Source organism: Kosakonia oryzae (assembly GCF_001658025.2).
GTDB classification, from domain to species: domain Bacteria; phylum Pseudomonadota; class Gammaproteobacteria; order Enterobacterales; family Enterobacteriaceae; genus Kosakonia; species Kosakonia oryzae.
Genome location: NZ_CP014007.2, coordinates 3403381 through 3420307, shown reverse-complemented (window position 1 = coordinate 3420307; position 16927 = coordinate 3403381). Strand labels below are relative to the sequence as shown.

Below are 16927 nucleotides of genomic sequence, written 5' to 3'. Positions count from 1 at the left end.
GGATCAAGACGATGAAGACTGACAAACCGGTTCGTTTTTCCCAGCGTGCTATCAGCTGGTTGATTATCAGCCTGCTGGTCTGGCAGCCGGTAGCCCCCGCGTTTGCTGCGGCGATCACGCCGACAGGCAGCGCCAGCATGGATAAAGCTGGCAACGGCGTGCCGGTGGTCAATATCGCCACGCCGAACGGGGCGGGCATCTCGCACAACCAGTTTCATGACTACAACGTCGGCAGCGAGGGGCTGATCCTCAATAACGCCACCGGGCAGCTGACGCAGACGCAACTTGGCGGGCTTATCCAGAACAACCCGAACCTGCGCACCGGGCAAGAAGCGAAAGGCATTATCAACGAAGTGACCGGTGGTAGCCGATCGCAGTTGCAGGGATATACCGAAGTGGCGGGTAAGGCGGCGAATGTGATGGTCGCCAACCCATACGGCATCACCTGTAACGGCTGTGGGTTTATCAACACGCCGAACGCCACCCTGACTACCGGTAAACCGCAATTCGATGCAGCGGGCAATCTCTCCGCACTGGAAGTGACCAAAGGCACCATCACCGTGGAAGGACAGGGGCTGAACGCCAGCGGCAGCGATGCGCTGGCGCTGATTTCCCGCGCCACCGAAGTGAACGCCGCCATTCATGCGAAGGACTTAACGGTGACCACCGGGGCCAACCGGGTGGACGCCAGCGGTAAGGCGACAGCGATTGCCGGCGAAGGTGCAGCGCCAGTGGTAGCGGTGGATACCGGCGCGCTCGGCGGCATGTATGCCAACCGCATTCACCTGGTCTCCACCGAGAAAGGCGTCGGCGTCAACCTTGGCAACCTGACGGCACGCCAGGGCGATATCACGCTTGATGCGAACGGCAAAATGGTGGTGAAAGAGAGCATTGCCAGCGGCTCGCTGACGGCGAAAGGCGACAGCGTCACCCTCAGTGGCAGCCACAAAGCGGGCGGCGATATCGCGGTTACGGCCACGCAGGATGTGGCGCTGAATCACGCCACGCTGGCCGCCGACGGCAAACTGACGCTCAGCGGCGCGGGCAACACCACCCTTACAGGCAGTTCACTCACCAGCGGCGGTGACATGTCGCTTAGTGGGAAACAGCTCACCAGTGATGCCTCCACCCAGGCCAATGCTGCAGGCAATGCCACGCTGAAGGCACAGACGATTACCCATCAGGGGCAGCTGACCACTGGCGGCAACGTGCAGATCGCCGCTGTTCAACTGGATAACCGTGGAACGGTGGCGGCAAAAGGCGGGCTGACTGCCAGCGCCAGCACAGTGAATAACAGCGGCACCCTGCAGGGGCAGACGCTGGGGATTAGCGGGGACAACGTACAGAACAACGGTTCACTGGCCTCCGCCAGTGAGGCGCGTATCAGTGCCGCGCAACTGGATAACCGTGGAACGGTGGCAGCAAAAGGCGGGCTGACTGCCAGCGCCAGCACAGTGAATAACAGCGGCACGTTGCAGGGGCAGACGCTGGGGATTACCGGCAACAACGTGCAGAACAACGGTACGCTGGCCGCCAGTGGCGCATTGAGCGTGGATGCCGGAACGCTGACCGACGGGGCAGATTCTGTCATTACCGGCAAAGGTGATGTCACGCTGACGGCACAGGGTGCGGCGGATTTGGCCGGGCAGGTGAATGCCGATGGCGCACTGACGGTTACCGCAGGAAGCATGCAGACCCGGCAGAATGCGCAACTGCAAAGCGGCGGCGATATGACGCTGGCGGCCAGTGATGCCACGCTGAACGGTACTCAGGCAGCGAAAGGGACGCTCAGCGTCGGGGCGAAAACGCTGAGTCACGGCGGTAAATCAGCGGCAACCCGTATTACGCTTAGCGCACCGGAAAACCTCACCAACAGCGGTACGCTGGTGGCGGATACGCTGGATCTCAGCAGTAGCCACATCAGCAACAGCGGCCTGTTGCAGGGTACGCAGGCGCTGAATCTGCACACCGGGCTGCTTGATAACCTCGCCGGCGGCACTCTCTACTCTGCGAAAGACCTGACGCTTGCCATCCCGCAATTGAATAACGGCGGCCTGATCACCACCGATGGCGACCTGTATCTGCACGGCGATGCGCTGACCAGCGGTGGCGAACTGAATGGCGTTAACCTGTTCAGCGATTATCACAGCCTGAGTAACAACGGCCGTCTGCTGGCGGACGGGCAGTTAACCCTCGCGGCAGACAGCATTCACAACAACGGGCTGGTGGCAGCAAACACCACTGGCGTGACGGCAGACACTCTCGATAACACAGGAACCCTGCAGGCTAATGATGCCCTGACGCTGCAGACACAGAACACCCGCAACAGTGGGACGCTGGCGGGCGGGAACGCGCTGGATCTTAGCGGGCAGGCGCTGATCAACAGCGGCCTGCTGGCCGCGAAAAGCCTGACGCTCAACAGCAGCGACATCACCAACAGCGGTACGTTGCAGGGCACCAGCCTGCTGACCGCCACGGGCAGCACACTGACCAACCAGCAGAATGGCCTGCTGCTGAGTAACGGCGCGGTCACGCTGAAAAACGATCGTCTCAACAACGCCGGGCAAATGCAGGGCGGCACGCTCGATCTGGCGACCGGAGAGTGGCTGAACAGCGGCACGGCGCTCGGGCAAAACGGGCTGAATGCCACGGTCAGCGGCTCGCTGGATAATCAGGGCAGCGTGGTTAGCCAGCAGGCGATGACGCTGACCGCGGACAGCAGCAACAACAGCGGTACGCTGATGGCGAAAGTGCTGGCGCTGCACGGCGATTTACGCAACAGCGGTCTGATCCAGGGGACTGACGGGCTGAACTGGCAGGGTACCACCTTTACCGGCACGGCTGACGGCCAGATGCTCAGCGGCGGCAGCCTGACTTTACAGGGCACCACGCTCGACAATCAGGGACGCATGCAGGGGCGCAACCTGACCGCCACCGCTGATAGCTGGCGCAACGGCGGTACGGTGCAGGCGCAGGATTCCCTGAACGCCACGCTTGGTCGTTCGCTTGATAACCAGGGGCAGATGCTGAGCCAGGGCGGGACCGCCATCAGCACCGCGCAACTGACCAACGACGGCAAACTGGCGGCAAAAGATCTCACTGTGACCGCGCCGGACATCGCCAGCAACGGCATTCTGCAGGGGAACGACAGCCTGACCATCGCCACGCAACATTTACTTAATGGCGGCAATGGTCAGTTAGTGAGCGGCAGCGGGCTGAACCTGAATCTTGATACCCTCAACAATCAGGGGCTGCTGTATGTACAGGATGGCCTGACGCTGACCGGCAATACGCTGATCAACGGCGGCAGCCTGGAAACCGGCGCGCTGGATGCCACCACCGGCAGCCTCGATAACAGCGGGACGCTGCTGGCGCATAACCATGCCACGTTACAGGCGGACCAGCTTGCCAACAGCGGTAACCTCATTGCCGACACGCTGGCGCTGACGGGCACCCGCATCACCAACAGCGGGCTGATGCAGGGAACGCAACAGATGCAGGCCACGGCGGACAGCATCGCTAACACCGCGGGCGGACGCTGGCTTTCCGGCGGCGGGCTGACGCTCAACGGTAATCTGAACAACGGTGGAACCGTGCAGGGCGATGCGATCACGCTGCGCGGCGACAAGCTGGATAACAGCGGGATCATCAATGGTCTGAACGGCCTGACAGGCATCCACAGCGGTGCGGTGACCAACAACGGTCAACTGGTCAGCGGTGGCGTAACGGATATCCACGCCGACAGCCTCTCCGGCAACGGGCGCATCAGCGGCGATACGCTGGCGCTCGACGCCCGCACGCTCAGCAATGGCGGGTTGTGGCAGGGTACGCACGGCCTGACGCTGAATGCGGATACCCTCACCACCGCCAGCGGTTCGCGCACGCTGAGCGGCGGCGATTTCACCCTGAACGCCGGGCAACTCTCCACGCAGGGCACCTTACAGGGCGGGCTGGTCAGCGTGACGGCGGATGACTGGACGCTCGGCGGCACCTTGCTGAGCCAGGGCAATTTAACGGCCACTGTCGGCAACACCCTGAACTTGCCGGGCGCGCTGCAAAGCCAGGGGGCGATGACACTCGCCGCGCAGACGCTGAACAATGACGGCCAGGTGTTAAGCGCCGGGGATATCACCCTGCGCGGGCAGCAGCTCACCAATAACGGCACCGTACAGGGCAACACACTGACGGCGCACGAAGCGGGCATCACTAACCGTGGTGCGCTCACCGGGCTTAACAGCCTGACGCTGGATAACCGCCAGGCAACTGCGGCATTGCAGGCGCGGATGGCGATGGCAACGCCGCAACTGGCGCTGCTCAACAGCGGTTCGCTGTTAACGCAGGGGGCGCTGGATATCACTGCCGGTTCGGTGAATAACAGTGGGATCTGGCAGGGTAACAGCATCCTGCTGGCGGCGCAGTCACTGGATAACAGCGGTGCCGTGCAGAGCGCCGGGGCGCTGAACTTCCAGCTTACCGGCGACCTGAATTCCGCCGCAGGCAGCAAAATTACCGCCATGGGCACGACCGCGCTGCAGGCCTTATCGCTGACCAACAACGGGCAGTGGGCGGCGAAAAACCTGACGCTTAACGGCGGGACGCTGAATAACAGCGGAGCCATCAGCGGCAGTGAAGGCCTGACCGCCACGCTGAACGGGGATATCAACCAGCAGAGCGGCGGCTCGCTTGCCAGTAACGGGGCGCTGAACCTGTCGGCGGCGTCGCTCGATAACGCCGGTAAGGTGCAGGGCGGTGATGTCACGCTTGCCGCTGCGGCGCTGACCAACCGCAGCGGCGCGCAGACGGTAAGCGCGGGCACGCTGACCCTGACCACGCCACAACTGCTTAATTATGGGCTGCTGCAGGGAGCGGGTGAAACCCGTGTCGATGCGACCGCGCAGGCGATCAACGAGGGCAAGTTGCTCTCCGGCGGGAAATTGACGCTCACCACACCGCAGTACAGCGGCGCGGGCTGGTTACAGGCCAGCAACCTGATACTGAATGCGACGAACAACAACGGCAGCGGCACGCTGCTGGCCGGGCAGATGACGCTGACCGGCGATACCTTCACTAATCAGGGGACGACGCAGGCGGATAACCTGACGCTGAATTACCGCCAGTTCACCAACAACGGCACGCTGCTTGGCACAAACCAGCTGACGCTGAATGCCTCGCAGGTGAATCAGTCCGCCAGCGGCAGGCTGTTCAGCGGCGGCGATCTGTTTGTCGGCGCGACCGGGCTGGACGCGCTGGGGCAGGTGGTGGCGCTCGGCAACCTGACGCTGCAACTGGCCAATGCCTTTACCGGCAAAACCACGCTGGCAGCGGGCAAAACCCTGACTGTTTCCAGCAACGGGGCGATCGATAACCAGAGCGTAATGCAGGGCCAGGCGGTGAATCTCAGCGCGGGCGGCCAGTTGACCAACAACGGGCAAATCACCACCGGTAGCGGGGCCAGTACCTTAAGCGGCAGCAATATTGTGCTGAACGGCAACAGTACGATTCAGGGCGGCGGCGATGTGGCGCTGGTGAGCCGGGGAGGGATTACGGCAAACGGCTTTGCCGGAACACTGGGCAGCCTGACGCTGAACGCGCCGGGTGCCATCATCAATACTGCGCTGCTGTATGCGGCGAACAACCTGGCGCTGTATGCCAACAGCATCACCAACCAGCGCGGCGATATGCTGGCGGGTAACAATCTGGTGCTGCAACGCGACGCGGCGGGGAATGCCAACAGCGAGGTGATCAACACCTCCGGCAGTATCGAAACGCGAAATGGCGACATCACCATTAAGACCGGGCATCTGCTGAATACCCGCGATGGGCTGAGTGTCACGCAAGCAACAAGTCAGAATACGAGCATATCAGGGTTGGGTAATGCCACGCTGGATCTCCCTTACACGATGATGCCTGACGGGACATGGGGTTATTACACTACGGAGTATGTCGTTCAGTCTGGACCATGCAATGGACATGGCGCATGTGACTACAACCACGTTACAGCTTACCATTACGCTCCCTTCAAGGAGTACACCACGCAGAAGTTTGCACTTTCACAAACGAATGTGAAAGTTGTGGCAAACGGCGGTGCAGCACGTATTTCTTCAGCAAGGAATCTGCAATTACAGGCAAACAACCTCGACAATCAGGCTAGTAACATTCTTGCCAGTGGTAATATTGCGCTGTCTGGCAGCCAGTTGAATAACCAGAGCTGGCAGGCAGGGACGAGCTATGATTACGTTGTTTATCAATACGGTACGAGTAATAAACCGACAACAGCAACGATTGACCCGGCGAACAGCTCACTGCATCCCACCGTTAAAGATAAAAATATTCCTTTCCAGTTGGTGGGGCATGAATCTGCTTTTACGGCGGGTGAAATTTACCGCGCTGTCATTCAGGCGGGCGGCAATGTCACTGCCAATTTCAGCAACAATATCAGTAATACAAACACCACGGCTCACACTGGTGGTGTTACGGGAACCATCACAGCCCCGTCACTGAATACCCTGAGCAATCAGGGTATCGGCGGTAGCGTGGCGAAACAGGCGCTGGCCGCAGGGCCAGTCGCGGTGAATTCCCCGCAGTGGCAGGATCAACTGCAAAATGCGCTGCAACAGATTAACGGCGGCAGCGGGCTTGATAACGGCGCGGCATCCGGTGCTGCGCTGGCAACGCCGGGCAGCCAGCAGAAAGGCAATGCCAGTCTGGGCAATACCGGCAGCCTGGCCAGCGCAGGCGTGACCACGGCAGCGCTGAAAAACATCGGCACAACACCGCAGCAGGGCAAAACCGTCGATACCAGCGCTTACCCGCTGCCGACCGGCAATAACGGTTATTTTGTGGTCACGGATAACCCGAAAAGCCCGTACCTCATCACCGTGAACCCAAAACTCGACGGCCTGGGGCAACTTGATCCGGCACTGTTCGGCGATCTGAATAAGTTACTTGGCATCACCCCGACCGCCGCGCCGCGCGAAACCAATCCGACGTATACCAACGAGACCCAGTTCCTCGGTTCGTCGTATATGTTAGGCCGCCTCAACCTGAACCCCGATTATGACTACCGGTTCCTCGGCGATGCGGCGTTTGATACGCGCTATGTCAGCAATGCGCTGCTGAACCAGACCGGCAGCCGCTACCTGAACGGTATGGGTTCCGATCTCGCGCAAATGCAGTATCTGATGGATAACGCCGCCAGCGCGCAGCAGTCGCTCGGGCTGTCGTTCGGCGTGGCGCTCACCGCTGAGCAAATCGCTTCTCTCGACCACAGTATTTTGTGGTGGGAGAGTGCGACGATTAACGGCGAGACGGTGATGATCCCCAAACTCTACCTGTCGCCAAAAGACGTCGCGGTGAACAACGGCAGCGTGATCGCCGGGAACAACGTCAGCCTTGACGGCGGCAGTGTCACCAACAGCGGCAGCACACTGCTGGCGCGTAACGATCTCAGCGTCAACAGCAGCGGGCAGATAACCAACAGCAACGATGCGCTGCTGAAAGCGGGCGGCAATGTTGATCTCAGCGCCATTGGCGATATCAGCAACATCAGCGCCACCATCAGCGGTAAAACCGTGGCGCTGGAGAGCGTGGAGGGCAGCATCAACAACCTGACGCTGGCCGATCAATTTGCGCTCAACACGAAGAATAAAGCGGGTTCAGTCAGCATCAAAGACACCACGCTGGGCAGCATTGCCAGCATTACCGCGACGGATGGCCTGTCGCTAGTGGCTGACAAGGACATCACCTTTACCGGCGCGACGGCCTCAGCGGGTGGCGCGCTGTTGATGGACGCAGGCGGCAATATCGCCGTTAACGCCATCCAGAAAAATGATGCTTACAGCCAGTCCGGCTTTTGGTGGCGTACCGACACCAGCCGCTCCACCGTCGGTTACCAGGGCAGCAGCATTACCGCAGGTGGCAATCTGGCGATGCAGGCGGGCAACGATCTAACGCTCAGCGCCAGCAATGTCAGCGCCGGGAAAGACGCAAAGCTGTCGGCAGGCAACGATCTGAACCTCGACGCGCAGCAGACCAGCAACGCCAGCCGTAGCGGCAAAAGTGAAAACCACAGCACCGGTGTTGATCGCACCACGGTCAGTGCCGGCGACAATCTGTTGTTGACGGCAGGCCGGGACATCAATTCGCAGGCCGCCGGGCTGGCGGCAGAGCAGCAGGTCGGCATGCAGGCAGGACGCGATGTCAATCTGCTGGCGGAAGCCACCACCCAGGGCGACAGCTACAAAGCCAGCAAGAAAACGGTCATTAACGAGCAGGTCCGCCAGCAGGGCACCGAGATTGCCAGCGGCACCGACACCACTATTATCGCCGGACGCGATATGAATGCCGAAGCGGCGCAGGTGACGGCGCAAGGCGATATTGGCGTACAGGCCGGGCGCGATGTGAACCTGACGACCGCCACCGAGAGCGATTATCACTACAAGGAAGAGACCAAAACCAAAAAAGGTTTCCTGAAAAAAACCACCACCCACACCATCTCCGAGCAGAGTGCCACGCGTGAATCCGGCACCTTGCTCAGCGGCGATAACGTGACGGTGAAATCCGGTAATGACCTGCTGGTGAAAGGCTCATCCGTGGTGGGCGACGGTGACGTGACGCTCAGTGCGGCGCATAACGTGGACATCACAGCCGCCACCAACACCGACTCGAACTGGCAATTTAAAGAGAAGAAAAAGAGTGGCCTGATGGGCTCCGGCGGCATCGGTTTTACCATCGGCAGCAGTAAAACCAAACAGGATCTGAAAGAGAAAGGCACCACCCAGAGCCAGAGTACGAGCACTGTCGGCAGTAATGGCGGGGATGTGACGATTTCGGCAGGTGACGCGCTGCATATTGGCGGCTCTGACGTGATCGCCAAAAAAGACCTCGCCCTGAGCGGCGACAGTGTGGTGGTCGATCCGGGTCATGACAAACGCACCACCGACCAGACCTTCGAACAGAAAAGCAGCGGTCTGACGCTGGCACTCTCCGGCGCGGTGGGCGATGTGGTGAACACTGCGGCATCCACAGCGATGGCGGCAAAAGATCAGAGTGACGGTCGCCTTGCGGCATTGCAGGGCACCAAAGCTGTGCTCTCCGGTATTCAGGCCTCGCAGGCTTCACGCCTGGCGGCGGTGAAAGCCGGCACGGATGATGCCACGAAAAATGGCTCCTTTGGTGTGATGGTTTCCATCGGCGGGCAGTCGTCGAAATCCACCTCCCATTCAGAGCAGGACACGGTGTTTGGCAGCTCGCTGAATGCAGGGGATAGCCTGAGCGTAACCGCGAACGGCAAAGGAAATGCGGCCAACAGCGGTGATATTGCCGTATCAGGCAGTCAGCTAAAAGCCGGGAAAGACATCACGCTGGCTGCGGCCAGGGATATCACTCTTGGCGGGGCGGCCAGCACGCAGCAAACCACCGGCAGTAACTCCAGCAAAGGTGGCTCGATTGGTGTCGGGATTGTTGCCGGGAAAAACGGTGCCGGGTTTATGGTGTCGGCCAGCGGAAACGCCTCGAAGGGGAACGAGAAAGGCAACGGTACCTCGTGGAATGAGACCACGCTGGATGCCGGGCAGAATGTTGATCTGACCAGCGGCCGCGACACCCTGTTGCAGGGTGCGCAGGTGAACGGCGATAAGGTGACGGCGGATGTCGGGCGCGACCTGACACTGAGCAGCCAGCAGGACAGCAATAACTACAACAGTAAACAGCAGAGCATCAGCGCCGGGCTGAGTTACACCTTTGGCGGCGGCGGCCCGGGCGGCAGTTTCAGCTACAGCCACGACAAAATGAACAGCAATTACGACTCGGTGCAGGAGCAGACCGGGATTTACGCGGGCAAAGGTGGCTTCGATATTACCGTCGGTAATCATACGCAGCTTGATGGCGCGGTGATTGCCAGCCAGGCGGATGCGGATAAAAACAAGCTGGATACCGGAACGCTGGGCTTCTCCGATATCAACAACAAAGCCGACTACAAAACGGAACATCAGGGTGCCGGGTTCAGCACCGGCGGCAGCGTGCCGGGTAATGTTCTCGGGAATATGACGAATGCCCTGCTGGCCGGTGCGGGCGGCAAGGGGCACGCGGAGGGCACCACGCAGTCGGCGGTGGCTGACGGCGCGATTGTGATCCGCGATCAGGCCGGCCAGCAGCAGGATGTGAACACGCTGAGCCGCGACACCGCGCACGCCAACGGCAGCATCGATCAGATTTTCGACAAGGAGAAAGAACAACGCCGCCTGCAAACCGCGCAGATGATTAACGAGATCGGCACGCAGGTAATGGATATTGCCCGCACGGAAGGTGATATAGCTAAAGCGAAAGCCGAGAGCGATCCGGCGGCACTGGCGGCGGCAAAAGAAACGCTGATCGGTAAGGGAAATCTCAATCCTACGCCAGAGGAAATTAGCGATCAGGCGGGCCGGACAGCAGAAGCAAACTTTGGGACGGGAAGCACACTCCAGCGTGCCATCACCGCAGCCACCGCCGCGATACAGGCACTGGCGAGCGGCGATATTAAATCTGCGCTGGCCGGGGCTGCCGCGCCGTATATTGCAAACGAAATTGCCGCGCAAATCCCGGAAACCGATCCTGCCGGGCGGGTTCTGGCGCACGCGGTGGTCAACGCCGCGCTGGCCGCAGCCAGCGGAAAAGATGCAGCCAGCGCGGCAGCAGGGGCGGCTACGGGGGAACTGACCGGGATAATAGCCCTGGAAGCGTGGGGCATAAAAGATACCAGTCAACTGAGCGAAGAACAGAAACAAACCGTCTCGGCGCTGGCAACGTTAGCGTCCGGGCTGGCGGGTGCGCTGGTGGGAGACAGTGGTGCAAATGCCATTGCAGCGGCGCAAGCCGGGAAAACGACGGTTGAGAATAACTATCTGAGCAAGCAACAATCTACTCAGCGGGATAAAGAGTTTGAGGCATGTAAAGGAAGCATCACCTGCCAGATTCAGGTGGGTGCTAAATGGGATGCTATCAATATAGGCCAGGAGGCTGCCTATGGTGCAGGAATGCTGGTTGGTATTCCTCAGGGACTCAGCGACTCTGTTGAGAACTTATCAAAATCCGTCACAAATCCTGTCGCAACTTTTGATGCCATCAAACAACTCTTAGAAAGCGACGACATCTTTAGCACACTGACAGATGCTGTTAAGCAAAACTACATTGATCGTCTTGAACTGATGGAGTCTGAATATCAGAGAGCTGGCGCAGCTGGAGCGTACAATGCAGGTGTCGAAGCTGGTAAACTGATATCAGATCTCGTTAGCGCGATTGCTGGTGGTGTTGGTGTTGCGAAAACGGGTGGGATGCTGACTGAAAAAATTATTGCAAAAGTCACCTCTAAAGCAGAGGTAATTTTCCCGGACACACCGTCGTTGACATGGACAGCAGGTGAAGGTGCATATTCAGGAATATCGGGCAAAGGTATTACAAATGTTGAATTTCCAAACGGGCAGTATGATGGAAATTCGTTGCCTTATGCGGTCAGTAAAGATAATGGTGTCACAACTGTCACTTACCCTGATGGGATCAGCTTCAGGATCGATATGCCGGATCACGTGGCAACTGTTGATAAGTTCACACAGAAATATGGGATTTCAGGTGGTCATAATGCAAACGCATTTTATGATGCGGTTAAGGAATACAATGTGAAAATTGTCAGTGAGACGCCTACTGGCGTAAAAGGTATTACTGAAGTTGAGTATTTAATACCGACGAAAGATCGGGCTGGAAATCTTACAGGAAATTATAAACCAACCACTGAAACAAAGACTATCTACGATCCTAATATATTCTCCGATCAGAAAATATTAGAGCTTGGCCAACAGGCGGCAGCTAAAGGTTATAAAGATGCGATGGCTAGTAAAAATGGTCAAGCTAACGTATCGGTTGATGGAGTTAACTTCAGAATATACGTGGATAAGACCACCGGAACTGTACGAAACTTCCATCCTAACTGAGGTGAATAATGATAAAAGAATTATTTAATCAACAGGATGTAGATAACGGACTTAATGTAGTCGTTGTATCTTATTTTGACAGAATGTATGAAGATGGTAAGTTTTTGCAAGTTTTAGAGTTCTTATCAAAAAAAAGGACGTTAAATGTTGATGGTGCTTACTGTAATTTTCCTGACATGGACAGTTATGACGAAGGTGAGCATTTTGAAGGAGTTGAATTTGCAGTCGGTTATCCACCATCTGAAGCCGATACAGTGATTGTCAGTGAAAAAATCTGTTATCACTATGTTCGGTTAGCCTGTGAAAAATACCTTAAGCTACATCCTGAAGATATGGAAAAAGTTAACGAGCTACTGGCTAAAATCCCATTATAAACAGCAAATCCCAGCCCTTAGCGACTGGGATTTTAGACTTATGAGGTAGTTATAGGATCTTTTTTCGGTAGGCTTAAAACCTGAAGGTAAAGATAATTGATCCAAATATGGTCAAGCAAGTCACTCCGACGAGTTGCGGTGCTGCATGTGCTGAAATGATGTTGAAGGATAGAGGCATCTTATCTTCTCAAATTGAGTTAGGAACAGAATTAACTTCAATGACTTCGTTGGCCAATAAACTTAATAAAGCCGATAGTGGTTGGGTGGCTAATAATGTTTCTTCATCTAGCTTTGAGGCTTTAAATCATACTGGTTCCTAGAGTGCAATGATGTGGGACTCGGGTAATAAAGTTGGTCACTGGGTTGTAGTCAAAGGTACTGATGATGTAGGAAACGTAATAATCAACGATCCATTTAAAGGGGCTCGTTATACGATGACCATTAGTGAATTTAAGGATACGTGGAATGGACACAGTGTCTACAAACCATAATATTGATTTGCTATCAATGAATTATGAATCTCAAACAAGTGTTGTTTATTATTGTTTGAGTGTGCAGGGTGAGGTTGAATATTTTTCTGCAAAAATATCTGATAATAAGGGTATAAGAGGTATTGCATATACGGATGGCCTTGATGAGTTAATAATATCCGTGATGCCTTTAAAGCCCAAAATATCTAGAGTATTGGGTGAAATAACATGGGATTATATTGAAGGTCGGGAAGTCATCTTCCCGATCCAGTTGGTTCCATGAATACTATCAAGATCTCAGCCTCGTACCGGGATCGATTTATTAGCCGTTATGGTATTCTCAAGAAAAATACTTCTTACCGCACTTAATCACCTGTATATCGCCGGTGATTAAGTGCACCGTGAAAGCTCTTCATCCACAATGCCACCTTCTTGGTTATTTGTTGTTACCCCTAGTGGTGTAGGTGCTGCGGGAGCTATAGGAGGTGGTAATAGTGCAGTGAAGGTGGTCGAGTGGAACCAAGCTCCGAATGGAACATATTTCCCCAAGAAGGGAAGTGATACAAAAGCTTTTGAGGGAAATGTTCCTCAGTCGGTTCTTGATAGTTTAGGATTGAAATGATGAAAGTTTATCAGGGTAATATTTCTAAAGAGTCATTAAGCCTGTTTGTTTCAGATATTGGCTCCGGAGAATTTTTTTCATATGTAGGACACTTGGTTTCACTAGAGCAAGCAATTTCTGTGCTGGGTTTGCTCTCTCCTGATTTTATTGAGATCCAGGGGCACATTTTCTGGCTACCTAACGCTCAGCAATACGACCCGAAAAAGTTTCATTTGTGGGGCTAGTAGAGAGTAAATCTGGTGTATTAGTACAAAGTACATCGCGCAGAGACGTTGAACGATACAGAAATATTTTTTCAATAAATCAGTTTTTTTCAAAGTGGGAAGATGCACCGGACCGACCCGTATTTAAAGTAGGTCTGTCAAAAGAGGATTATCGTCTTTGTCATTTATTTGCCGAGCAGATAACTAGATATTGGAAGCGCGCGTTAGCAGAGGCTTTCCCGGATAAGGTGTTTCAGTTTGAAATTGCTGACGACCTTCTGGATGAATATGGGGTTTGTCTGACATTTTGGCAGGAGTCTGTCAGTAATTCAGTGTAACTGCCCACTCGTTAAAGGTGAGCGCCCAGGCGGTCACCGAACTCGATAATGAAACGACGCATTTCCAGCCGCCAGTTCTGGATCGGCATACTCCATTTTTTTGCCTTCCACAGAGATAAACTCTGGAAATGCAGCTCCCTGGTTTGAAAAGCCCGGCGGGAAAATAAAATATGTGGAGCTGCCAACGAGTGGAAAAAAGACCGGATACTCCAGTTTAGCCTGGTACTCTTTGCCGGTGGGAGATCCTACTCATCGAGCGGATTCTTCCGGCAGGTATGACCGCAAATTATATCTCCCGCTCCTATAAATAAGGTCTGAACACGCTTTCATGATGCTGCGCCAGAGCAACCTGCGAAGCTTTTCAGCATCAAAGCATCACTTTTCTATTCACCTCTATCTACGCCGCAAAACAGTGTTAATTAACCCCGGTCACCTGTTTTCACCTCCTCCTGCATTCTCTTGACAGATATCAATCCCTCCTTTGCGATGCCGCTGTTGAATACCAGAGCAGAGTTTTTGCCCGGTATGCGGTTCGCACCGCTCTTCGATAATTAAAACAATCTGGTTATGGTCATGGAAAATGCTGTTCCGCAGCTTCAGTCAGTACATTCAGATCGCGTTCGTCGTCTAATTCAGCGCTGGCGCAACGATCCCGAAGCCACCTATCAGACGTGGTTTTTATGGGAGCAGAGGTTGAAAAACTTTCGCTCGATCCGCAGCGGTATTGCGGTCGTGGTGGATGAAATTGAGCAGGAAAAATTTGGCGTTGCTTACCGCGGTTCCTCGCTGGAGACAATTGTTCACTCCATTGCCGAGCAGAAGCAGATCTTCAAAGGTGCCGATCACGCTTTTCTGTGGAAACCAAAGCTGCGCATTCCGGATATTTATGAAAACAGCGCCAATCAGAAGGCCTTTGCCCGGCTTCTGCATCATTGCTCCTGTGCGGCGTGCGCGGACGATATTGTGGGACATATCAATGCTATCGATGCGTTGAAAATTAAAGGGCTCGGCCCGGCGGTCGCGAATCTGCTCTATTTTCTTCACCCCACGCACATTCCCCCGTTTAACACCGCCATTGTAAATGGCTATAACGCCCTTACCGGCGCGAAAGTTAAGCTCGGCAGTTGGCCGCATTTTCTCGCCATGCGTCAGGGGATCCTGAATTTAAACGCGCAGTACCGGGAATTACTGTCAAACGATTTGGGTGCTATTGGCGGGCTGCTTTTCGATATCGGTTCGGGTCGCTATCCTGCGCCGCCACTGGAAAATTCCGCCGCTGCCGACGCAGACTGGAATGCGTATCTGGAGGCGGCTCGCCCGCCGGCGGCGCAAAATAAAGCGCAAATCCAGGACGGGGAGAATGAACGCACGCACACGGAAATCCAGGCCTGGCTGCGTGATATTGGCAAAGCGCTCGGTTACGACGTATGGATTGCCGCCAACGACCACAGTCGTCTGCATCAGGGCGTGGCGCTATCGCACGGCTGTCTGAAAGCACTGCCGGAACATATCCTGTCGGTAAACGGTTCTGAAGCGACGCGTCTGATCGATGTCCTGTGGCTGAAACCAGAAGGTGCGCAGGTGGTGGCGGCATTCGAAGTTGAGCATTCAACCTCCATCTACTCCGGGATCTGCCGGATGCTGGATCTGGCGCTCAACGGCAATGATTTGTCCGCCTCAACCGAGCTTTTTCTGGTGGCGCCGGACAGCCGCGAAAATGATGTCAGAAGCCAGCTACAGCGCCCGGCCTTTAGCCGCATCACCGATCTCAATATGGCCTGGTTGCCCTACAGCGAGCTGGAAAAGCACCGCGACGCCATTATGCGTTTTGGCTCGGATCTGAAAGCCATTAAAGAGATTTCCCACGCCCTGTTGTAGCGCTGGCGGATAAAGAGATGCGCTAAACGCTGTGTTGACGGTGAAAAATGCCCGGGGCCGAAGCGTCAGGTTTCGGACCCGGCACAACGTGCCGTCACGGCGGCTACAAATCAATCACCAAAACCCGCGAGTGGCTGCGTGAGCAACATAGCGCGATATGCTGCGTGGCGGCGGTTTTCTCCGCTGCCGATTGCACCGTATCGCGGTGATCGACCACGCCATCAAGCACCGGCGTCAGACAGGCACCGCAAATCCCCATCTCACACGAAAGCGGCACTGCCACGCCATTATCCTGCAGCACCTGCGCAATGCTTTTGTTTGCCGGAACGGGCCATTTTTCTCCGCTGGAGGCCAGCGTAATGGTAAAAGTCTCTTCTTGTTGCGACGCCGCAACGGGCGCGGCAGGCGCAAATGCCTCGCTGTGGATCTGCGCTTCAGGCCAGCCTTTTGCCGCCGCAACGTCTCTTACCGCTGCCATAAAACCCGCCGGGCCGCAGGTATAAATGCGCTCTCCGTCGCCGGGGGCGGGAATCGTTGCCGCCAGCGTCTGCCGCGGGCTTTTGCCTTCTGAAGAGCAGTGAATAAGACAAACCCCGTGCTTCAGCGAGTGGGAAAGCTCGCGCGCAAATGCTGCTTCTTCTCGCCGTTTCACGAAATAGTGCAGCGTAAACGGCGTACCTGTCGCCTCCCGTTGCAGCAGCATCGCATAGAGTGGCGTAATGCCAATTCCGGCGGCCAGCAGCAGCACCGGGCCGTCATCGCGTAGCGCAAACAGGTTGCGTGGCGCTGAGATTGTCAGCGTCTGGCCTGGGCGTAACGTCTGATGGATATAGCGCGAGCCGCCGCGAGATGCGCTCTCCTGCGCCACGCAGATCAAGTAGCTTTCCGTCGTGCTTTCTCCGGTCAGCGAATACTGGCGGATCAGGCCGCAGGGCAGATGCACATCAATGTGCGCGCCGGGCTGCCAGCCGGGAAGCGGTTCGCCATTGGCGGAGACCAACCGCACGGCAAGATTTTTATCGCCCTGACGCCACAAGCCATCAACCACCACCTTCAGCACGTCATTCATCGCGCAC

At 56.0% G+C, this 16927-nt stretch carries 7 protein-coding genes and 1 pseudogene; 7 read left to right on the top strand and 1 reads right to left on the bottom strand.

Translation table 11 applies throughout. From position 1 onward, the window contains the following. Positions 1-11: 11 nt before the first annotated feature. The 7 genes and pseudogenes from AWR26_RS16365 to AWR26_RS16340 all read left to right on the top strand — a co-directional run. Positions 12-9704 (top strand): annotated as a pseudogene (locus tag AWR26_RS16365) (hemagglutinin repeat-containing protein); the annotation flags it as partial. 2270 nt (positions 9705-11974) lie between these two features. Next, positions 11975-12340, top strand: a complete 366-nt coding sequence (gene cdiI, locus AWR26_RS16360; protein ID WP_064567411.1) for a ribonuclease toxin immunity protein CdiI — start codon at positions 11975-11977, stop codon at positions 12338-12340. Positions 12341-12447: 107 nt separating this feature from the next. Then, a complete protein-coding gene (locus AWR26_RS25785) occupies positions 12448-12660 on the top strand; it encodes a cysteine peptidase family C39 domain-containing protein (protein ID WP_244256198.1) in 213 nt (70 codons plus the stop codon). A gap of 6 nt (positions 12661-12666) precedes the next feature. After that, positions 12667-12831, top strand: a complete 165-nt coding sequence (locus tag AWR26_RS25780; protein ID WP_074922466.1) for a cysteine peptidase family C39 domain-containing protein — start codon at positions 12667-12669, stop codon at positions 12829-12831. Further along, positions 12806-13093 (top strand): hypothetical protein, encoded by a 288-nt coding sequence (locus tag AWR26_RS16350; RefSeq protein ID WP_064567409.1) that lies wholly within the window; start codon positions 12806-12808, stop codon positions 13091-13093. Before AWR26_RS25780 ends, AWR26_RS16350 begins: the two co-directional genes overlap by 26 nt. Positions 13094-13428: 335 nt before the next feature. Next, positions 13429-13656 (top strand): hypothetical protein, encoded by a 228-nt coding sequence (locus AWR26_RS16345; RefSeq protein ID WP_206062518.1) that lies wholly within the window; start codon positions 13429-13431, stop codon positions 13654-13656. An 890-nt stretch (positions 13657-14546) separates the two neighbouring features. Next, positions 14547-15851, top strand: a complete 1305-nt coding sequence (locus AWR26_RS16340; protein WP_064567407.1) for a hypothetical protein — start codon at positions 14547-14549, stop codon at positions 15849-15851. 103 nt (positions 15852-15954) lie between these two features. On the opposite strand, the gene AWR26_RS16335 is transcribed toward AWR26_RS16340, so the two are convergent. Next, positions 15955-16920, bottom strand: a complete 966-nt coding sequence (locus AWR26_RS16335) for a PDR/VanB family oxidoreductase (protein ID WP_064567406.1) — start codon at positions 16918-16920, stop codon at positions 15955-15957. Positions 16921-16927 lie beyond the last annotated feature (7 nt).